The 21056-nt window shown below is 41.0% G+C and carries 20 protein-coding genes; 6 read left to right on the top strand and 14 right to left on the bottom strand.

All coding sequences use genetic code 11. The annotated features are described in order from the left end of the window. Window positions 1-3: 3 nt before the first annotated feature. Window positions 4-783, bottom strand: coding sequence for a Cof-type HAD-IIB family hydrolase (locus QR42_RS06900; protein WP_039178215.1), 780 nt, complete (start codon window positions 781-783; stop codon window positions 4-6). A 398-nt stretch (window positions 784-1181) separates the two neighbouring features. Here QR42_RS06900 and QR42_RS06895 point away from each other — a divergent pair, with 398 nt between their 5' ends. Together QR42_RS06895 and rnjA are read left to right on the top strand one after the other, a co-directional pair. After that, window positions 1182-1391, top strand: a complete 210-nt coding sequence (locus QR42_RS06895) for a DNA-dependent RNA polymerase subunit epsilon (protein WP_008345114.1) — start codon at window positions 1182-1184, stop codon at window positions 1389-1391. A gap of 5 nt (window positions 1392-1396) precedes the next feature. Further along, window positions 1397-3064, top strand: coding sequence for a ribonuclease J1 (gene rnjA / locus QR42_RS06890; RefSeq protein WP_012009818.1), 1668 nt, complete (start codon window positions 1397-1399; stop codon window positions 3062-3064). Between the two features lie 92 nt (window positions 3065-3156). Here the strand turns inward: rnjA and ade are convergent, their stop codons facing one another. The 5 genes from ade to QR42_RS06865 form a co-directional block, all read right to left on the bottom strand. Beyond that, the gene (gene ade / locus QR42_RS06885; protein ID WP_039178214.1) at window positions 3157-4887 is read right to left on the bottom strand and encodes an adenine deaminase; all 1731 of its coding nucleotides are present in this window, start codon (window positions 4885-4887) and stop codon (window positions 3157-3159) included. A gap of 262 nt (window positions 4888-5149) precedes the next feature. After that, the gene (locus QR42_RS06880; RefSeq protein WP_008345123.1) at window positions 5150-5818 is read right to left on the bottom strand and encodes a potassium channel family protein; all 669 of its coding nucleotides are present in this window, start codon (window positions 5816-5818) and stop codon (window positions 5150-5152) included. A gap of 37 nt (window positions 5819-5855) precedes the next feature. Next, entirely contained in the window at window positions 5856-6692 is an 837-nt protein-coding gene (locus QR42_RS06875; protein ID WP_039178212.1) for a gamma-glutamylcyclotransferase family protein, read from the bottom strand. Window positions 6693-6696: 4 nt separating this feature from the next. Beyond that, window positions 6697-8007 carry an ATP-binding protein gene (locus QR42_RS06870; protein ID WP_039178209.1) on the bottom strand — a complete coding sequence of 437 codons (1311 nt, stop codon included), beginning with the start codon at window positions 8005-8007 and terminating at the stop codon, window positions 6697-6699. A gap of 146 nt (window positions 8008-8153) precedes the next feature. Further along, on the bottom strand, window positions 8154-8432 hold the full coding sequence (locus QR42_RS06865; protein WP_017359400.1) for a transcriptional regulator AbhA: 279 nt from the start codon (window positions 8430-8432) through the stop codon (window positions 8154-8156). A gap of 276 nt (window positions 8433-8708) precedes the next feature. Between QR42_RS06865 and mreBH the strand changes: the two genes are divergently transcribed. The 3 genes from mreBH (at window position 8709) to QR42_RS06855 (ending at window position 11262) form a co-directional block, all read left to right on the top strand. Next, window positions 8709-9716 carry a rod-share determining protein MreBH gene (gene mreBH, locus QR42_RS06860; protein WP_024424745.1) on the top strand — a complete coding sequence of 336 codons (1008 nt, stop codon included), beginning with the start codon at window positions 8709-8711 and terminating at the stop codon, window positions 9714-9716. 74 nt (window positions 9717-9790) lie between these two features. Next, window positions 9791-9922 (top strand): protein YkpC, encoded by a 132-nt coding sequence (locus tag QR42_RS19320; RefSeq protein WP_003210922.1) that lies wholly within the window; start codon window positions 9791-9793, stop codon window positions 9920-9922. Between the two features lie 107 nt (window positions 9923-10029). Continuing rightward, on the top strand, window positions 10030-11262 hold the full coding sequence (locus QR42_RS06855; RefSeq protein WP_039178206.1) for an aminopeptidase: 1233 nt from the start codon (window positions 10030-10032) through the stop codon (window positions 11260-11262). A 35-nt stretch (window positions 11263-11297) separates the two neighbouring features. Here QR42_RS06855 and QR42_RS06850 read toward each other — a convergent pair whose 3' ends face one another. Beyond that, entirely contained in the window at window positions 11298-12917 is a 1620-nt protein-coding gene (locus tag QR42_RS06850; protein ID WP_039178203.1) for an ABC-F family ATP-binding cassette domain-containing protein, read from the bottom strand. 143 nt (window positions 12918-13060) lie between these two features. On the opposite strand from QR42_RS06850, the gene QR42_RS06845 reads away from it, so the two are divergent. Next, complete coding sequence (locus QR42_RS06845; RefSeq protein WP_039178200.1) at window positions 13061-13336, top strand: hypothetical protein; 276 nt, start codon at window positions 13061-13063, stop codon at window positions 13334-13336. A gap of 63 nt (window positions 13337-13399) precedes the next feature. On the opposite strand, the gene lepB is transcribed toward QR42_RS06845, so the two are convergent. The 7 genes from lepB to QR42_RS06810 all read right to left on the bottom strand — a co-directional run bounded on the left by lepB (window position 13400) and on the right by QR42_RS06810 (window position 21047). Beyond that, window positions 13400-13972: a signal peptidase I gene (gene lepB, locus QR42_RS06840; RefSeq protein ID WP_029706712.1), complete on the bottom strand. Its 573-nt coding sequence runs from the start codon at window positions 13970-13972 to the stop codon at window positions 13400-13402. A gap of 211 nt (window positions 13973-14183) precedes the next feature. Then, the gene (locus tag QR42_RS06835; protein WP_039178197.1) at window positions 14184-16076 is read right to left on the bottom strand and encodes a PTS fructose transporter subunit IIABC; all 1893 of its coding nucleotides are present in this window, start codon (window positions 16074-16076) and stop codon (window positions 14184-14186) included. 13 nt (window positions 16077-16089) lie between these two features. After that, on the bottom strand, window positions 16090-17001 hold the full coding sequence (gene pfkB, locus QR42_RS06830; RefSeq protein ID WP_039178195.1) for a 1-phosphofructokinase: 912 nt from the start codon (window positions 16999-17001) through the stop codon (window positions 16090-16092). After that, window positions 16998-17753, bottom strand: coding sequence for a DeoR/GlpR family DNA-binding transcription regulator (locus tag QR42_RS06825; RefSeq protein WP_039178192.1), 756 nt, complete (start codon window positions 17751-17753; stop codon window positions 16998-17000). The genes pfkB and QR42_RS06825 overlap by 4 nt, the downstream gene beginning before the upstream one ends. A 318-nt stretch (window positions 17754-18071) precedes the next feature. Further along, window positions 18072-19265: an ABC transporter permease gene (locus QR42_RS06820; RefSeq protein WP_039178191.1), complete on the bottom strand. Its 1194-nt coding sequence runs from the start codon at window positions 19263-19265 to the stop codon at window positions 18072-18074. Next, a complete protein-coding gene (locus tag QR42_RS06815) occupies window positions 19252-19953 on the bottom strand; it encodes an ABC transporter ATP-binding protein (protein ID WP_039178188.1) in 702 nt (233 codons plus the stop codon). Before QR42_RS06815 ends, QR42_RS06820 begins: the two co-directional genes overlap by 14 nt. After that, window positions 19950-21047, bottom strand: coding sequence for an efflux RND transporter periplasmic adaptor subunit (locus QR42_RS06810; protein WP_039178185.1), 1098 nt, complete (start codon window positions 21045-21047; stop codon window positions 19950-19952). The genes QR42_RS06815 and QR42_RS06810 overlap by 4 nt, the downstream gene beginning before the upstream one ends. Between the last annotated feature and the right edge of the window lie 9 nt (window positions 21048-21056).

The following is a 21056-nucleotide window of genomic DNA, read 5'->3' as shown; positions in this document are numbered from 1 at the left end:
TTTTTATTCTTCAATAAGGCCAAGATGGGTCACTGCATGGAATATGCCGTCCTCATCTACTGGCTTTGTCACAAAATCAGCCAATGCTTTCAGTTCACTCACAGCATTTCCCATCGCAACGCCTGTTCCAGCAAACGAAATCATTTCTCTATCGTTCAGTCCGTCTCCAAAGGCAATGGTATCCTTTTGATCGTAAGGAAGTCTTTCGATGACTCGTTTGATTCCTTCAGCTTTTGATCCGCCTTTTGGCAGAACATCTGTTGACAGCTCATGCCATCTGACAAGGTCAATCTCATCGTAGAATGCCTTATATTGCTCTTCCTCTTCTGCCTTACAAAATAACAGCATTTGAAAAATGTCGTTTTCTTTAAAGAAAGACAAATCGTGCTCAGGATGCTCTGTTTTTAAAGTACCGATTCCTTCATGGATAAACGGATGGTTCGGTACAGACGCCTTCATCGTTTCTTCTCCCATAAAAACAAGCGGATGATCATGACGATCCGCTGTCTCATAAATCCGCTCCATCAGCTCCTGCTTCAGCGGATTACCGTAAATAACGTCTCCCTCATACATGACATACTGACCGTTATAAGCAATGAATGAGTCAAGCCCTAATTCTTCTAAAATGGGCTGAATCAGAAAAGGAGAACGCCCAGATGCAATAAAGAGATGATGACCTTTTTCTTTTAATAAATGAACCGCTCGCTTCGTTGACTCAGGTATTTTTTTATCATGATCATATAAAGTACCATCGATATCAAAGAAGATGACTTTTTTATTCATATCTCGCCCTCCTGCCCTTTGTTATGTATACACACTCCCTTTCATCATACAGAAAGATTTTCGCTTTCGAAACCAAATCCTTTTGAAAACGCCTATTTTCCCACATATATCCATGTAACATTCATTGGAAACATCATATAATACAAGTATATAGAGAGATCGGAATACGCTGTTTAAGCTTACTTTAAACCGAAAGGAGGCGGCCTGTGATGCTTCGTCGTCTGCGCAAGAAAATTCGAAGACAATGGAAGGACATGCTTCGTAAAAAATCGATTGCTTAAAGGGATCTTTCGCACATTTGCCGAAGGTCCTTTTTTCTCAGAGACTTTTCTTATGCGCGTTTTTTTAATATAATAGAATAAGCGAGTGTAACATACGGTATTTAAGGAGAGATTTGGATGATATATAAGGTATTTTTTCAGGCAAGTACTACTGAGGTACCTGTAAGAGAACACACAGATTCACTATACGTTGAAGCGGTTTCTGAAAGAGACGTACGCGATAAGTTGAAAAAACATAACTACAACATTGAATTCATTCAGCCTGTAGACGGTGCTTTTTTAGACTATGAACGAGAAAGTGAAAATTTTAAAGTATTGGAGCTATGAGAGGAATGAAATTTGTAAAAAACGATCAGGCGGCAGTTTTTGCGCTCGGCGGTTTAGGCGAGATCGGTAAAAACACGTATGGCGTTCAATTTCAAGATGAAATCATTTTAATTGATGCTGGTATTAAGTTTCCTGAAGATGAGCTTCTTGGAATTGACTACGTCATCCCTGACTATACGTACTTAGTTAAAAACGAAGATAAAATCAAAGGTCTTTTCATCACTCACGGACATGAAGACCACATCGGCGGTATCCCTTACCTTCTCAAGCAAGTGAATATTCCAGTTTACGGCGGCAAACTCGCAATCGGCCTACTTCGTAATAAATTGGAAGAGCATGGTCTCTTGAGACAAACAAAACTTCACATTTTTGAAGAAGAAGATACCATCAAATTTAGAAAAACAGCTGTGTCTTTCTTTAGAACGACACACAGTATTCCAGATTCTTATGGAATTGTCGTCAAGACACCTCCTGGTAACATCGTACATACAGGTGATTTCAAGTTTGACTTTACTCCTGTTGGCGAGCCTGCCAATTTAACCAAAATGGCTGAGATCGGAAAAGAAGGCGTACTTTGTCTTTTATCTGATAGTACAAACAGTGAAATCCCAGAATTTACGATGTCTGAAAGACGTGTAGGTGAAAGCATTGATGACATCTTTAGAAAAGTCGACGGACGTATCATCTTTGCCACGTTTGCTTCAAACATTCACAGACTTCAGCAAGTGATTGAGTCTGCTGTTGCCAACGGTAGAAAAGTCGCTGTATTTGGACGCAGTATGGAGTCTGCTATTGATATTGGACAAGATCTTGGCTATATTAAATGTCCAAAAAACACGTTTATTGAACATAATGAAATCAACCGCCTTCCAGCAAACAAAGTAACCATTCTTTGTACTGGTAGCCAGGGTGAACCGATGGCAGCTCTTTCTCGTATTGCGAACGGTACTCACCGCCAGATTTCGATTAACCCTGGAGACACTGTTGTCTTCTCATCTTCACCAATCCCAGGTAACAATATTAGCGTAAGCCGCACCATTAACCAGCTTTATCGTGCAGGCGCTGAGGTTATTCATGGCTCGCTTAATAATATTCATACATCTGGTCACGGCGGACAAGAAGAACAAAAACTGATGCTCCGTTTAATTAAACCAAAATTCTTTATGCCGATTCACGGTGAATACCGCATGCAAAAAACGCATATCAAGCTTGCGAATGACTGCGGCATCCCTGAGGAAAACTGCTTTATCATGGATAACGGTGAAGTTCTTGCACTGAAAGGTGACGAAGCAAGTGTCGCTGGCAAAATTCCATCAGGCAACGTGTATATCGATGGAAGCGGTATTGGCGATATCGGAAACATCGTTTTAAGAGACCGCCGCATTCTTTCTGAAGAGGGTCTTGTCATTGTAGTCGTCAGCATGGACATGAAAGAATTCAAAATCTCTGCTGGACCTGATTTGATCTCAAGAGGTTTTGTCTACATGAGAGAATCTGGAGACCTTATCAACGATGCACAGGATTTAATTTCAAAGCATCTTGAAAAAGTAATGGAACGTAAGACAACTCAGTGGTCTGAAATCAAGAACGAAATTACTGACACTCTTGCACCTTTCCTTTATGAAAAAACAAGACGCCGTCCAATGATCTTACCGATTATTATGGAAGTGTAATCACAAAAAAGAGACACAAGCCGCTTGGCTGTGTCTCTTTTTTTCACCATTCATTGAAAAAACCGCATATATACATATGCGGTTTCTCTTTTTTATGATTGAATTGGGAGATGCTGAAAGCTTCTGACATCAAACAAACCCTTTGTCGTCATTTTCACATCAGGAATGACTGGGAGTGCCAAGAAGGACAGCGTCAAAAATGGATTAAAGTCTAAAGTAAAGCCTGTTTCTTTTAACGCTTCATGGAGCGCATGAAGGCTTTCATTTACAAGATGTGCCGGCTGATCTGAAAGTAAACCAGATATCGGTAATGGCAGCGTATGTAGAGACTCGCCATTTTTGACAACAGTCAAACCGCCGCCTGCTTCTTTTAACACGTCAATGGCTTTTACGATATCAGCATCATTTGTGCCAACCGCAATTAAATTGTGAGAATCATGCGCAACCGTTGTTGCAATTGCGCCCTTTTCTAATCCAAAGCCGCTGACAACCCCTATCCCCATTTCAGATAAGCCTTGATGGCGTTCGACAAGCACCATTTTTAATACATCTCTTTCTGTATCACTAGTGAATTGTCCGTTCGTTTCTGAAGGAGAGACTTGTTCTAATTTTGTTTCTAGCTGATTCGGAATAATGCGGATCACATTCATTTTTTGATGAGCTGTGATAGGCAGTGCCAGATCTTGCTCTTGAACGTCTATAGTATGAACAGATTGTAATAATGCTGGACTCGGTGCAATTTTTTCGACACTTGGCTTGTACTCTCCATGCTGCGCCACCAATTCTCCTGCAATAAATACGCTGGTGATGTCGACTTGATGAAGATCAGAGACGAGCATAAAATCAGCATCAAAGCCTGGCGCAATGGCTCCCTTTGTTTTGAGGCCAAAACACTCTGCTGCGTTTAAACTTCCCATTTGATACGCTAAAAATGGGTCTAACCCTTCTTTTATAGACATACGTACTTGTTCGTCAATACTTCCCTCCGACATTAAATCATCTAAATGTTTATCATCGGTACAAAAGAAAAAGCGTCTCGCATTCTTTTCATTCACAGCTGGTAAAACGTTTTTCACGTTTTTGGCAACAGAGCCTTCTCTTAGCATGACATACATGCCTCGTTTTACACGTTCAAGGGCTTCGCTGGCTGTTGTTACCTCATGATCTGTTTGGACACTTGCTGTGCGGTAAACGTTTATTAATCGGTCTGTTAAGCCTGCTAGATGGCCATCAATCAGTTTATGTTCGTTTTGTGCATCAAGCAGCTTTTGAAGCATATCTTCTTCTGCCTGCTCTACACCGACGTAATCCATCACCTCAGCAAGACCAAGAACCTCTTTCTCTTGATACAAAGGCTTTAAATCTTTCGCTTTTAAGACAGCACCTGATCGTTCAAAACTGACTGCCGGTACGCAGGATGGCAGCATGAAATAAATATTTAAGGCAGCTTTTCTCGCTTCTTCCAGCATAAAACGGATGCCTGAGATCCCTGACACATTGGCAATTTCATGCGGGTCTGTTACGACAGTTGTCACACCGTGCGGGACGACAGCTTTGGAGAATTCAGCAGGGGTCACCATAGAGGACTCGATATGAACGTGGCCATCAATAAAACCGGGTACAAGCATTTGACCTGCTGCATCCAGCTCCTGTTCTCCCTCGTACTCTCCAATCCCTACTATTTGTCCATTTTCAACAGCGACATCAGCGTCTATCCATTCCTGGTTAAACACGTCCATAACCTTCGCATGTTTAATCACTAGAGCTGCTTTTTTTCTCTTTGCAGCTACTTCAATTTGATGTCTGAAAAGCTCCTTATCCAACGACACTGCCTCCTCCAAGTAAACAATATAATGTTTCTTATCGTAAACGAATCTGTTTGCCCAGTCAATGACATTTAGAGAAAATCATCCAGATAAAAAGGCTGATTTTTATTTCTGAATAGTGATAATTGCACGAAAAATATGATGATTGGCTTTTGCTGTTTATGCAGAACAAAATAGCCCTTTTTTAGTGTCTTCTTCTCTCCTCACTGTCCGTCCTGTGTGTACACAACAATATAAAAAACACCCCGCTCCGGAGTGTTTAATAATCGTTCTGCATTTCTCGTTTTTCAAAGCGTCCAATATCGGCTACTGCCCCGATGACAATGAGAATATCTTCTTTTTGTATCATTTCATCTGCGAGTGGTGAAACAATCACTTCTTTTCCACGCTTTATCGCCACAATATTAATGCCATATCTCGCTCTAATATCGAGATCTAAAAGAGAATGCCCTGCAAGCCTGCTGTTGGCAACGATTTCAATGAGGCTGTACTCATCTGACAGCTCAAGATAATCTAATACGTTGTTGGAGATGATTTTATGTGCAATTCGTCTGCCCATGTCTCGCTCTGGATGAACGATGCGATCAGCCCCAATTTTATTTAGTACCTTTTCGTGATAGTCGTTTTGCGCCTTTACTGTGACCATTTTGACGCCAAGCTCTTTCAGCATAATCGTCGTTAAAATACTAGCCTGAATGTTTTCACCAATCGCAACGATGACATGATCAAAATTACGAATACCGAGATTTTTTAAAACCGATTCGTCCGTCGAATCGCCAATGACCGCATGTGATGCAATTTTCGCGTATTCGTTCACTCGATCTTCATTCATATCCATGGCCATGACTTCAAGTCCTTCTTCGCTCAGCGCTTTGCAAATACTTCCGCCAAAGCGTCCAAGACCAATGACTGCATATTCCTTTTTCATGTTCAGACTCCTTTTATCTCACTTACCATGCATTTTACTACGGTTTGATTAATGAATCCATATGCGAGCGAATTTTTTTACGGAACGCTTCACTTAAGTAAAGGTCTGCTCCTTTTTCAATTTCACTGCGGTAATGACCTGGTGGAGCAATTTCTTCGCTCTTTTGAAGAACAAGAAAGGTTAAACAGTCCTCATATATTTGGTCACCTATTTTAACATCCACAAAAGCTGGACGATATGTGCCCTCATATACGCCTTCTCGTTTGTACAAATATCGAATGGCATCAAAAGGAACCTCATATAAAACGCCCTCTGTTTCTCCGCCGTCTTCTACCATATCGGCTCTTGACCCATCAGGCCTCACCAATGTAAATCTAGTTGTAAAGCCGTTCAGAGCACCACCGCCGATGATTTGTTTAAAATAATGATCGACTTCTGCCAGTTTAAATCTTGCATCATCCATACAAGAGCCATAGGCAAAATAATAGAAGGATGCCGGCCTCTGCTGCCATAGTCTATATTCCTTCCAGCAGCCACTCTCGATTTCCTTCAGCGCTGATGCCTTCTGTTTTGGTAAAGTGTATGTAATAGCCGCCACCAGCCCCCGGTCTGTCATGACATCGACCACCTGCTTGTCATACCCTTCCTCAAGTAAATCTATCTTATTCAGCGTGCTTGCGGTTACCTCGTACAATTCTCCATATACTGTGCTTTTTTCTTCTGGAACGCACGCAGGGTATCCTTGACCTGTATCATAGATTTTGCCGCTGATCCAAGCTGATTTAGCTAATGGTCTGCTTTCTTTCATATATGTCTCGTGGTGTTCTTCATGCTGCAGAAGCGTCCCATATACAAATAAAGCTTTCGCCTTCATGAAATCACGTCCTCTCGCCTTGCTGCTGTCTGCTTTTTTGACACACAGGTAAATAGATATGAAAAGTTGTACCTTTTCCCAGCTCACTGACCACATCCATCCTACCGTGATGATCTTTTAAAATCGTTGCACAGATGGTGAGGCCAAGACCCGTCCCTTCTGTTTTCGTGGAGAAGAAAGGATCATATATTTTCTGAATATCCTCTTCAGACATCCCTTTTCCTTCATCTTGAATGGTAATTTTCCATTCGTTCATCACTTTTTCTGTTGATATGTATATGCTGCCGCCTTCAGGCATTGCCTCAATGGCATTTTTGATTAAATTAATGAACAGCTGCTTCATTTGATTAGCGTCTGCTAAAATAGCGCCGGCATCCTGCTTTTTAAATGGCTGTTTGAGATCAATATTCGAAAGGACTGCATTGGTTTTTAGCAATGTAATGACCTGCTCTAACAGTCCATGAAGCTGAACTTCTTGAAAATGGACCGACTGCGGCTTTGCCAGCACAAGCAGTTCACTTAAAACAAAATCAATCCGTTTAATTTCGGAAAAGATAATGTCAAAATAATCGGTTCTTTCAGGATATTGAGTTTTCATCAGCTGCAAAAAGCCGTTTACTGAGGTCAGCGGATTTCTGACTTCATGGGCGATTCCAGCGGCGATTTGTCCTGCAACGGCCAGCTTTTGCGCCTGCATTTGCAATTGTTGATTTGACCTTTCAAGCTCAAGCTTTGCCAGCTTTTGTTTTGTAATATCTGCAACTGTTCCAATACCTCCAGTAAACTGATGCTCTTCATCAAAGTAGAGCTTATAATGTACGTCTCCCCATACTTTCTTCCCCTCTTTATGAAGAAGCTGGAGCTCGATCCGTCCTGAATCTTTATGCTCTTTGATGACAGATGACAAATGCTGAATAACTCTTTCTTCTTGATCAAAGTACTGATTGTACATCGTACCTAGACATTCATCTATGTCATAGCCGGTCATTTGTTTCCATGCTTGATTTAAGAAAATGATGTGCCCTTTTTCATCTGTTTCAAAGACGATTTCCTGCAAGTTATCTGTAATTCGATTCAGCCGCTCTGTTAGTTCGTGTGCTTCTTTTTCTCTCTTATTTAGATCTGACACAAATAAATTCAAGCGGTCTACATACCCTGAGACAACCCAGATCCCTGCTAACACAACGACTGTAAAGGCTAAATCGAGCGGCCAATTAATTTGATAGCCGCCTAGATAATAAAAGAAATCCCAGCTTATGATTAAGATAAATGCAAGAACAGATAACACGATCCGCACTTGATATGTTTTGTTCAAATGATTCCACCTGCCGCCCTGAGATTCTTTGTCAATTGTACCATTTTCCACTTATTTTTTGAGGGAGATGGGGCATTTTTAAGGAACTTTTTTTTAAAGAAAAATAGCCTGTTCTCAGCACAAAGGAAGAGATCAGGCTATTTCGATTACTGCTGAAGAGCTTCTTGCAGCTCTTTTAACAGCAGTTCTGCGCCTTCAGCGCTTAATGTAATTTGACCATTTCCGTATTCATGGTTCTCTGATGTAATCTCACCAGTCATGAGACAAACGCCCTCTGGTTGATATTTTTTCAAGACGATTTTATCTCCATCTATAAAAAATTCCATACTGTCTTTAATAGCGATATCAAGTGCTCTTCTCAATTCGATTGGCATCACAATACGCCCTAGTTCGTCTACTTTTCTTACGACTCCGATAGATTTCAATTTCGTTCCCTCTTTCTTTCATTAGCTCAAGATCAATCTGTTTTTCACCAATTGATATATCGTAGACGTAAGAGATTCTTAAAAGGTTTCTCCTCTATAAAAATTTTTTTCATAAAAGAAAAAACAAAGGGAAAATTTATTGTGATTGTCAAAATGATACTTGAATTTTACAGATTCATTTCAAGGTGATCACAAACCCCCACAAATGACATCAACCCTCTGAACTTTTAAATGTAAAATTGTTTAAAACAGCAAAAATAGAGATTGGGTGAAAACATGTTTCAAAATGCCGAAATTGGAATTGATTTAGGAACAGCTAACATATTGGTTTATAGTAAAAATAAGGGAATTATTTTAAATGAACCGTCCGTCGTGGCAGTCGATACAGAAACAAAGACTGTACTTGCCGTCGGATCAGAAGCAAAAGAAATGATCGGGAAAACACCTGGGAAAATTGTTGCGATCCGTCCGATGAAAGACGGTGTTATCGCTGATTATGATATGACAACAGATTTACTTAAACAAATCATGAAAAAAGCAGGAAAAAATATCGGGTTTACCTTTAGAAAACCAACTGTCGTTGTATGTACACCTTCTGGATCAACAGCTGTTGAGCGCCGCGCCATCAGCGATGCTGTGAAAAACTGTGGAGCAAAACATGTGCATTTAATTGAAGAACCTGTTGCAGCAGCAATCGGTGCTGATCTTCCGGTAGACGAGCCTGTTGCGAACGTCGTAGTCGATATTGGCGGCGGAACAACAGAAGTTGCGATTATTTCATTTGGCGGTGTTGTCTCTTGTCATTCGATCCGAATTGGCGGCGATCAGCTGGATGAAGATATCATTACGTTTGTCAGAAAGAAATATAACCTATTAATCGGCGAACGGACTGCCGAGCAGGTGAAAATGGAAATTGGGTATGGTCTTATTGAGCATGAGCCTGAATCATTAGAAGTGCGCGGGCGCGACCTTGTGACAGGTCTGCCAAAAACGATCACACTTGTCTCTCATGAAATTCAAGGCGCTATGCGAGAATCACTTCTTCATATTTTAGAAGCGATTCGTGCCACATTAGAGGACAGCCCTCCAGAGCTAAGCGGAGATATTGTAGACCGCGGCGTCATTTTAACTGGCGGAGGCGCTCTGTTAAATGGAATTCAAGAATGGCTCTCTCAAGAGATTGTTGTTCCAGTTCATATTGCAGCTAATCCACTTGAGTCTGTTGCCATTGGAACAGGTCGTTCATTAGAAGTCATCGACAAATTGCAAAAAACATTAAAATAATCTTCATGTTCTACTTCTTTTTTTGTCATTTCGATCATATCGTGAGAAATGGATAAACGTGAAGGAGGAAGAACATGTTGCTTGATTTAGGTAAACGGGTCGTTGTCACAGTCATTTTAACGGGTATTATTTTAGGAGGAATGAGCCTGTCGTTTTCACATATGCCGCCTTCTAATGCACAGCCTGTGAAACAACTGAACCGCTAAAAAAGCCGCACGAAAGCGGCTTTTTTATTTTGGCTTTAAGCGTGCTCCCCATTTTCCTTTTCGGTCATAAATCTGATATGATGAACATGACTAAAGGAGGGTTTTTTATGAGTTCATTTGAAAAACAACTAGATCAATATGCTAAGACCATCGTTGAAGTCGGTGTGAATGTACAAAAGGGGCAGGAAGTGGTTGTATCCGCATTTACTGAATCTGCACACCTTGTTCGTCTTGTCGCGAAACACGCGTATGAGCGCGGGGCGAAAAACATACATATCCGCTGGAGTGATGGTGTTCTCACCCGTTTAAAATTTGAACATGCGCCACAGGATGTCTTTGAGCAATTCCCAGAATGGGAAGCACAGATGATGGAAACCATCGCAAAACGCGGCGGTGCTTTTATTACCATCCTGTCAGAAAGCCCTGACCTTCTGCGAGGCATTGATTCGAAAAAAATCGCTGCACAGCAAAAAGCTGCTGGTTCAGCACTACATACATATCGTCAATACGTTCAATCTGACAAAGTCGCTTGGACGGTCGTAGGTGCTGCATCAAAAGAATGGGCGAAAAAGATTTTCCCTGATCATACAGATGAAGAAGCTGTCACTTTATTGTGGGATCAAATCTTTAAAGTCGCACGCGCTGATCAAGCAGATCCTGTTGAGGCTTGGAAAAAGCATGATGCGTCATTAAATGAAAAGGTCAAAATACTCAATGAACGCCACTACCACAAGCTTCATTATGAAGCACCGGGCACAGACCTAACGATTGAACTTCCAGAGCAGCATATTTGGGTAGGTGCTGGCAGCGTAAGTGAACGCGGCGTTTCCTTCATGGCCAACATGCCGACAGAAGAAGTCTTTACCGTACCGAAAAAAGACGGTGTAAATGGGACAGTCTCAAGCACTAAGCCGCTCAGCTATGCCGGAAACATCATTGATGAATTTTCATTAACCTTTGAAAATGGCCGGATTGTGGATGTGAAAGCAAAAGAAGGCGAAGATATTTTAAAATCTCTCGTTGAAACAGATGAAGGCTCTCATTATCTAGGTGAGGTTGCCCTCGTACCAGATGATTCACCAATTTCTAACTCCAATATTCTTTATTACAATACACTTTACGATGAAAATGCATCAAATCACCTTGCGATCGGCAGCGGATATGCGTTTAATATCGAAGGCGGAAAAGAAATGAAACGAGAAGAATTGGATGCAGCGGGTGTGAACAGCAGTATTACACACGTTGATTTCATGATTGGTTCAAAGGAAATGAATATTGACGGGATTACAAAAGACGGGAAACGCGAACCGATCTTCCGAAATGGAAACTGGGCGATTTAATCAAAAAAAGACATCCATAGGATGTCTTTTCTTTGTTATGCGTAAAGCTCTTGAAGTCTTTTTTGGATGTCTTGATCTGATAAGAACTCATCATATGTTGTTTGTTTATCGACGATGCCATTTGGCGTCACTTCGATAATTCGGTTTGCGACTGTTTCAACAAACTGATGGTCATGAGATGAGAAGAGCATTGCTCCTTTAAAGCTCATGAGGCCGTTATTCAGCGCTGTAATGGATTCTAGGTCTAAGTGGTTCGTTGGCTCATCCAGCAGCAAAATATTCGCTCCAGACAGCATCATTTTTGATAACATACAACGAACCTTTTCTCCTCCTGATAAGACACTTGCTTTTTTCTTCACTTCTTCCCCAGAGAAAAGCATACGTCCTAAGAAACCACGCAGGAAGCTTTCACTTTGATCATTCGGAGAATATTGACGAAGCCAATCAACGAGATCAACATCGTTTCCTTCAAAATATTCACTATTGTCTTTCGGGAAAAAGGCTTGTGACGTTGTGACACCCCATTTAAATGATCCGCTGTCTGGCTCCATTTCACCAGCAAGGATCTTAAATAAAGTGGACACAGCAAGTTCATTACGGCTTAAGAACGCAATTTTATCTTCGCGGTTCATAATAAAGCTGACATTATCAAGTACTTTCACACCGTCAATTGTTTTTGATAGACCTTCTACTTGAAGGACATCATTTCCGATTTCGCGCTCTGGCGCAAAATGAACATACGGATATTTACGTGAAGACGGCTTAATGTCATCTAAAGAGATTTTATCAAGCAATTTCTTTCTTGATGTCGCTTGCTTCGATTTAGAAGCGTTCGCACTAAACCGGGCAACGAATTCTTGAAGCTGCTTAATTTGTTCTTCTTTTTTCTTATTTGCTTCTTGGCTTAATTTCAGCGCTAACTGGCTGGACTCATACCAAAAATCATAGTTACCGACATATACTTGGATTTTTCCGAAATCAAGGTCCGCAATATGTGTACATACTTTGTTTAAGAAATGACGATCATGCGAAACGACGATGACGGTATTTTCAAAGTTAATGAGGAACTCTTCGAGCCACTGGATCGCTTGTAAGTCCAAGTGGTTCGTTGGCTCATCGAGAAGAAGAACGTCAGGCTTGCCAAATAAAGCTTGAGCTAAAAGTACTTTTACCTTTTCAGAACCGCCAAGCTCAGACATTTTCTTCGATTGAAGGCTTTCTGGAATGCCAAGACCCTTTAGTAGAATCGCTGCTTCACTTTCAGCTTCCCATCCGTTTAATTCAGCAAACTCACCTTCAAGCTCGGCTGCACGAATCCCGTCTTCATCTGAGAAATCAGGTTTCATATAGATCGCATCTTTCTCCTGCATCACGTCATATAAACGTTTGTGACCCATGATGACGACTTTCAGCACTTCAAACTCTTCGTATTCAAAGTGGTTCTGTTTTAAAATCGCTAAACGCTCACCAGGGCTCATATGAACATCACCCGTTTGAGCCTCAATTTCTCCAGAAAGAATCTTTAGGAACGTTGATTTACCAGCTCCATTGGCACCAATTAATCCGTAGCAGTTGCCAGGAGTGAATTTAATATTTACTTCTTCAAATAGTTTACGATCAGCAAAGCGCAAACTAACATTATTTACTGCAATCATTTATTAATCCTCCATCACTCATTCATCATTATGAAGTATAACATGAATAACGTTTGATAGAAACGTCTCTCGCTAAGAACGAAGGCTTTTTGTCCATTATGGTATAATAAACGGGAATGATTGATTGAAGGAGTTCGGGCGATTTGAGATTACTCACACTGATGGAATACTGTTTATTGATTTTCTTTATGGGCATTTATTTATCTGCAACAGGCTTTAATGCGAAGGACTTTGGCCTTTATATTGGGCTTGTCCTCATTTACACACTGGTCCACATCTTTTCCAAACGCTTTTTACAAAAGCGGGGAAAAGAAAACAAAAAAATCGGATTGTTTCGATCCGTATTAGCCATTACCGGATCTGTATTCGCTTCGGTACTAGCCATTGTGATCATTGTTACAGTGCTCACGCCAAATTAAAAACGACCCTTCTGTAAGGGTCGCTCGTTCAAGCACCTTTCTCTTGCCTCTGAGAAGGTGCTTTTATTTTGTCTGTCGAATGTCGCCAAACGGGAAGAAAACAAATTCTGATGTCCCGACAACCCGATCCTTTTCAATGAGGCCAAGTCCATTTCTGCTGTCCATGGAATTGAGTCTATTGTCCCCCATCACAAAGTAATCGTTTTTCGGTACTTTCACTGGACCAAAATCTCCAGTTAAATGCACTTCATACTCTTTCGCATGCGCCTTGTTCTCTTTTAAATAAGGCTCATCTACTTTTTTACCATTAATGTAAAGCGTATCATCCTTCATTTCAATCGTATCACCTGGAAGGCCGATCAATCGTTTGACATAATGAATCTTCTGTCCATCTTTTCCATTAATAATCACGATGTCACCGCGTTTCACACCACCGAGATAGTTAATGGTTTTGTTGACAAACAGCTTTTCCCCGTCATGAAGTGTCGGTTCCATTGACTCTCCTTCCACCACATACGGTTCAAATATAAATGTACGGATGAGCAAGACGAGCGCAAGTGCAATTAAAATGGCTTTGATCCATTCAAACAGTGAACTTTTCTTCTCTGTTTTGGCTTGCTTCGCATCAGATTGAATGTCATTTTCGTTTTGTTTGTTTTCTTCGTTCAAAATACTGCTTCCTCCTAAGACTTTCTGCTAAAAGACTTGAAACGTGAATTGAATAACTTTACTTTATCATATGTCATTTAAAAATTCACAAGACAACCATCTAATTAGATATTTTTTCCTAATTCACTGATGATTAAACAAAAAGAAGCACCGTTTTTCACGATGCTTCTCTTCTGCATTACGCTTCTTGTTGAACCGGTTTTTTCAAAATACCCAGTAAAATCGCTGTCACAACGGCACCGATTAAGATGCTGATGATGTAAAGAACTGGATGATTTGTTACCCAGAAAACAAATAGTCCGCCATGCGGTGCAGGAAGCGTCACTCTAAAGAATTCCGTTAATCCACCAGCAACTGCTGCACCAATAACAGCTGAAGGAATCACACGAAGAGGATCTGCCGCCGCAAATGGGATCGCCCCTTCAGTGATGAAGGCTGCTCCCATGAAGTAGCATGTAATCCCTGCTTCACGGTCACGTTTTGAGAACTTATTTCTAAAGATCGTTGTTGCAAGTGCAATACCTAGTGGTGGAACCATTCCGCCTGCCATAATTGCAGCATGCGGTGCATAGTTGCCAGCAGCAATCATTGCAAGACCAAATGTGTAAGCCGCTTTGTTAATTGGGCCACCCATATCAATTGCCATCATACCAGCTAAAATAATACCCATTAAAACAAGGTTTCCAGTACCTAATGATTCAAGCCAATGTGTTAATCCGTCCATCACCATTTTCACTGGTGTGTTGACAATATAATGCATGATAATGCCTGTAAAGAAAATACCGAACAATGGATACAGCAGAACCGGTTTAATCCCGTCGAGTGTCTGCGGTACGAATGTGAATACTTTTTTGAGCAGTACAACAATGTAACCTGCTAGGAAACCAGCAATCAGTCCACCTAAGAACCCTGCACCTGCTGCTGACGCCATAAATCCACCGACCATACCTGGCGCAAAACCTGGACGATCTGCAATACTCATGGCAATAAATCCAGCTAATACCGCAACGATCAAGGCAAGCGCATTATCGCCGCCAATTCCTTTTAAGACAGCTGCAAATGAATTAAATGAAGGATCCTTAGGATCTGCTGAGTTAATACCCCAGAAGAATGAAATCGCAACTAAGATACCGCCTCCGACAACAAATGGAAGCATGTTACTTACACCACTCATTAAGTGCTTGTAAAATCCGCTTCTTCCTTTGCCAGATGATTCATTTTCGTCTTTAGAAGAACTGCCGCCTGAACCTTTATAAATCGGCGCATCTTGATTGATGGCTTTTTCAATTAACTCCTGCGGACGGCGAATACCAGCTGTTACAGGGACTTCAATGACATGTTTGCCTTTAAAGCGTTCCATTTCAACTTGCTTGTCCGCTGCCACAATGATGGCTGGTGCTTCTTCAATTTCTTTTGCTGTAAGGGCATGTTTAATACCGCCAGAGCCGTTTGTTTCAACTTTAATGTCAACGCCCATTTCTTTTGCTTTTTCTTTCAAAGCATCTGCTGCCATAAATGTATGTGCAATGCCGGTCGGGCAAGCTGTTACCGCTAAAATTTTAGCAGGTTTTCCTTCTGCAGCCGGCTCTTCTTGAACTTCCTCTTCTTCTTCATCATCTTGATCATGTGTATTGATGATCTCAATGATTTCATCTTCAGTCGCCGCTTCAAGAAGCTGCTTTCGAATTTCTTCACGCATAAGAAGTGTAGATAAACGAGAAAGTGCCTCTAAGTGCGTGTTGTTTGCGCCTTCAGTTGCGGCAATCATAAAGACAAGATGACTCGGCTGAGCGTCCAGTGATTCATAATCTACACCAGCAGTGGAGCGGCCAAATGCAATGGCAGGCTCTTTTACACTTGCTGTTTTAGCGTGCGGGATGGCAATTCCTTCACCAATACCAGTAGAGCTCTGTTTTTCACGATTAATCACAGCTTCTTTATAGCCCTCTTTATCATTTAACTTGCCTGCTGTATCTAAAACAGTGACAAGCTCTTCAATGACTGCTTCTTTCTGCTGGCTGTCTAATTGAAGCTTAATGGTATGCTTCGTGAGTAGTTCTGTAATTTTCATGATGACTCCTCCTTTAAATGCGTGTGACTTTTACTTGTGGTAATAGTGTGTCGACAAGCTCTTTTGTGCCAAGCTCCTCAGAAAAGGCTGTAGCGCTTCCTGAAGTGACACCAAGCTTAAATGACTCTTCAATTGAAAGGCCTTTTGAAACGCCGGCTAAAAACCCTGCAACGACTGAATCCCCTGCTCCAACTGAATTAACGAGCGTTCCTTTTGGAACATTGGACTGATAGATTCCTTCTTTACTGAATAAGAGGGCGCCATCACCAGCCATGGAGACGATGACATGCTCAGCACCTTGTTCTAACAGCTTTTTCCCATAAGGAATGGCTTCTGCTGCTGATGAAATACTCGTCTCAAACATTTCACCCAGTTCATGATGATTTGGCTTCATTAAGAACGGTTTCATGTCTGCTGCTTTTTTTAACGCTTCGCCAGAAATATCAAGAACAACTCTTACACCTTGCTCTCGGCAAACTTCAGCAATACGCTCATATGTGTTATGAGGTAATGATGAAGGAATGCTGCCAGCTAAAACAACGACATCTCCTTCAGTCAATGAAGAAAATTGAGATAGAAACGACTCAAATTGCGCTTCAGTAATAGATGGGCCGAGTCCGTTGATTTCTGTCTCTTCACCTGTTTTTAGTTTCACATTGATCCTTGTATCTTCTGACACCTCGTGAAAGGCTGTTTGTAATTGTTCGTTCTGTAAAAAATTTTGAATATATTTGCCTGTAAATCCACCAATGAATCCAAGTGCTTTCGATTCAACACCGTGACGTTTTAATAGCCTTGAGACATTGATTCCTTTACCACCTGGATATTTTTGATCATAGGTTGAACGATTTAAACCGCCGACTGCAAAATCCTCCACGTGTACGATGTAATCAACTGATGGGTTTAAAGTAACTGTATAAATCATGTTTTCACTACCTTTATAACCGTTTTTTCATGGTAATTATCGAATGAATCTTCTTTTGCGTCGTTTGTGATAATGGTGGCTTCCTGTAAACTAGCAAAGGTTGAAAACGATATTTCGCCAAACTTCGAGGCATCTGATAAGATATAGGTTTTTTTCGCCTGTTTCATGGCTCTTTTTTTCATGAGTGCTTCCTCTGGATCAGGTGTTGTAAAACCCGCCTCGGGATGAATGCCATTTGTCCCAACAAAGCTTTTGTCAAAACGATAATTCTCCATCGCTGTCAAAGCTGCGGCTCCAACCATGGCTCCTGTTCGATGTTTCACTGATCCGCCTATCAAGTAAAAGGTAATACCTTTTCTCATGAGGGCTTCAATGTGCATCACACCGTTTGTCACCACGACAATATCTTGATCTGGATCGATATATTCAATCATTTGCTGTGTGGTTGTACCAGCATCTAAATAAATACAGTCGCCCTGTTTTAAAAGAGATGCCGCTGCCTCTGCTACCAATGACTTTTCTTGAAGGTTTTTGGCAGATTTCTCAAATACATCTGGTTCAAGGCGAATACTCGAAATCTTGGCTGCTCCTCCATGAACCCTTTTAAGAAATCCTTTTTCTTCAAGGGCTGATAAATCTCTTCTAATTGTAGATTCAGACGCATCCGTCATCATCGTTAAGTCCTGTATTTTAATGACATCATTTTCTTCCAAGCTGTCGATAATGAGTTGATGTCTTTCCGGTGTTAACATGCAAACACCCCTTTTGAAAACGTATTCATTTTGCGCGCACCTTTATTGTAATCGCTTTTTTCAACATTATCAATACAAAACAATCAAATACATTCAATAACTATCAAAATCTTTCACCATGGTCATCTTACCTTTATATGTACCATTTGTAAACTGAAAAATATGTGACAATAAGATGAAAGTCATGATATTAGCATTTCTATCATTTTTTATTTCATTCAATGGAACTAAAAAAAGCTTTTATGCAATTTGCATAAAAGCTTTTGATGGGTAATGAAGGCGAATGTAAACCGATTGTATGCTTCTTTCCTCTCCGAATTATTCATACCTGAGCGATTCAATAGGGTCTAGTCTCGCTGCTTTATTCGCAGGAATTAACCCAAAAACAATACCAATGAGCATACTAAACAGTACGCCTCCACATACTACTTGCCAAGATACAAGAGACGGCCAGCCGGCAAATAGTGATACTAACGAAGCACCACCTAAGCCAAGTGCAATCCCCATCAACCCGCCGATGAGTGTTAAAACGACAGACTCAATTAAAAACTGAACGAGAATTTGAGCCCTTGTTGCGCCCATCGCCTTTCGAATACCGATTTCTCTTGTCCTCTCTGTCACAGAAACGAGCATAATATTCATCACACCGATTCCGCCCACAAGTAAAGAGATCCCAGCTATTGAGCCAATGATCGTTGTCATAACGGACGTTATTTGACCAATCCCTTCTGCGATTTCTTCCATATTGATCATTTCGTAATCATCTTCTGTATGATGATTTTCATTTAATATGGCAGCCGCGCTCTTTCCTACTTCCTTCATTTGATCAGCATGTGCGACTTGAATAGACAACTTATCATATTCACTCATACCAAATGTGGAGGTGAGCATCGCAAATGGGACATAGATTTCATTCATATCAAATGAAAACATCCCTATCTGTTTTGCTAACACACCGATGACTTCAACTGGCTGTCCGTTCATCCAAATCAGTTCGCCTAATGCCTTTTGTCCGTTGAATAGTTCTTTTTGTAAGCCATCTGAGATAAGAGCAGCTCTTCTGCCGCTTCTAAAATCAATATCTCTTAAATTCTGTCCTTCTGCGATTTGTAATGAATGTACATTTGTATACCCTTCATTTATACCGTTAACTGTCGCATCAACTGTCGTATCTTGAAACCTCAGCTGCATTCCTTGTGCAGTCGAGGAGGCGACCTGCTTCACCCCGTTGATTGTCCGAATGCTTTTTATGTCTTCCTCAGTAAATGCGGCTTCGAATAAGGCATTTGGATTTGCATTTAATTCTTCGTCAGAAGGCGTATATGTCATATCAATGGTATTGTTTGGACCTGAAATTGATCCTTTTAACATTTGCTCACCGCCTTGACCGATCGCCACGACTGCAATGACTGATCCAACACCAATAATAATCCCAAGCATCGTTAAAATAGAACGTAATTTATGAGCTAAAACCGAATTCAGCGCTATTTTGATATTTTCAAAGAGTTTCATTCATAGCGTCCCCTTGTATCCATCTATCTTCAACAAGCCGTCCATCTCTCACAACGACAGTCCGATTTGTATACGCAGCTATTTCTTCTTCATGGGTGACAAGCACAATCGTTGTCCCTTCCTCATTCAGCTGTGTAAACTGTTCCATAATTGAGATGCTTGTTTTTGAGTCGAGAGCACCAGTCGGTTCATCTGCTAAAATCAGCTGAGGCTTATTGACAATCGCTCGTGCAATTGCCACCCTTTGCTTTTGTCCTCCTGACAACTCACTTGGCATATGTTTCATTCGATCTGCCAAACCAACCTTTTCCAGTGCCAATTCCGCACGTTCTTTTCTTTCCTTTTGACTGATCCCAGCGTAAATCATCGGCAGTTCCACATTGCGCCTCGCATTTAACCTTGGCAGCAGATGAAATTGCTGAAAAACAAATCCAATGGATTGATTTCGAATGACCGCAAGCTCCTGGTCCTTTGCTGCTGACAGCTCTGTACCTTTAAAATGATATTGTCCTGTCGTTGGGCGGTCTAAACAGCCAATAATATTCATTAATGTTGATTTTCCAGAGCCGGACGGGCCCATAATGGACATATACTCGCCTTTTTCAATGACAAGATTCATATCACTTAATACATCAAATGTTTCGTGTGCGACCTCATAGCTTTTTGTCACGTTGGAAAGCTGAATCATTCAGCATTCACTTCCATTCCGTCATACATGTCATCTGTTGGATGAGCAATGATTTGATCCTCTGCCTTGACACCTTTTGTCACTTCAAGATCATGACCTGACGTTTCCCCTATGACCACTTTTACTTTTTTCAATTCATTTTTTTCAACAACATAAACGTATTGTCCATCAGTCTCTTTTTTTACCGCTGTTTCAGGAATTGTTTGCGCTTGGCGCTTATCTGTTTGAATTTCCATGATCATTTTAAAACCAGGCTTCGCCTCAGGTTTCTTTCCCTTTATTTCTACCTCAACAGGATATTGAACCGTTTGGTCGCTCGAAGTTGTTTCGACTGCTGTCTGGACAGGAACAGTGCCTACTTTTTTCACGACTCCTTGCCAGCTCTTCCCGCGAATGACATCAGACGTTACCTTCACTTTTTGTTTCTTTTTGATTTTTATGGCATCATACTCTGAGATCAAACCCCGCACGGTCATTTTTTTATCATGACCAATATGGATGATCGGCTGCCTTTCTTCCGCCTTGCCTGCCCCTGCCTCTTGCTCAATGGAAATCACTGTTCCATCAATTTTACTATGTACGGTTAAATCTTCTATTTGAGCCTTTACTTTTTCTTGGCTGATCTCTGCTTGCTTTTGTTCTAATTCAGCCGCTTTCAGTTCTAATTGAAGCTGATCTCGCTCGCTTTTGATATTAACGCCTGCTTTTTTCTCCTCTAATTCACTCAGCCGATTTTGCAATTGTTCCAGTTTTAATGTACTTGATTCAACGGCTAGTGCTTGCTGCTGCTCTTCAAACTCCAGTTCCTTATTTTCATATGTAAGAAGCGGCGTTCCAGCCTTTACCTTTTCCCCTTCTTTCACAGCAATTCCCTTCAATTTCCCCTTTTCCTCTTCTTCATAGATGAACTGCTCTTCAGAGAATGAAAGTGTCCCCGGTGTCATCACGGTAGAGGTGATTTCTTTTGGCGTGAGTTTGACTGTTTTAATCGCTGCTGTAGAAGCAGGCTTTGCTTGGTTTTTCGCAATATTAAATCCAATAAATAGTCCAATCACAATAATTAAAATAGATCCGATGATGATTTTCTTTCTCATAAAAACCTT

Source organism: Bacillus sp. WP8 (genome assembly GCF_000800825.1).
In the GTDB taxonomy this organism is placed as follows: Bacteria; Bacillota; Bacilli; order Bacillales; family Bacillaceae; genus Bacillus; species Bacillus safensis.
The sequence above is the reverse complement of the archived record's forward strand: the minus strand, read 5'-3'. Positions and strand labels throughout refer to the sequence as shown.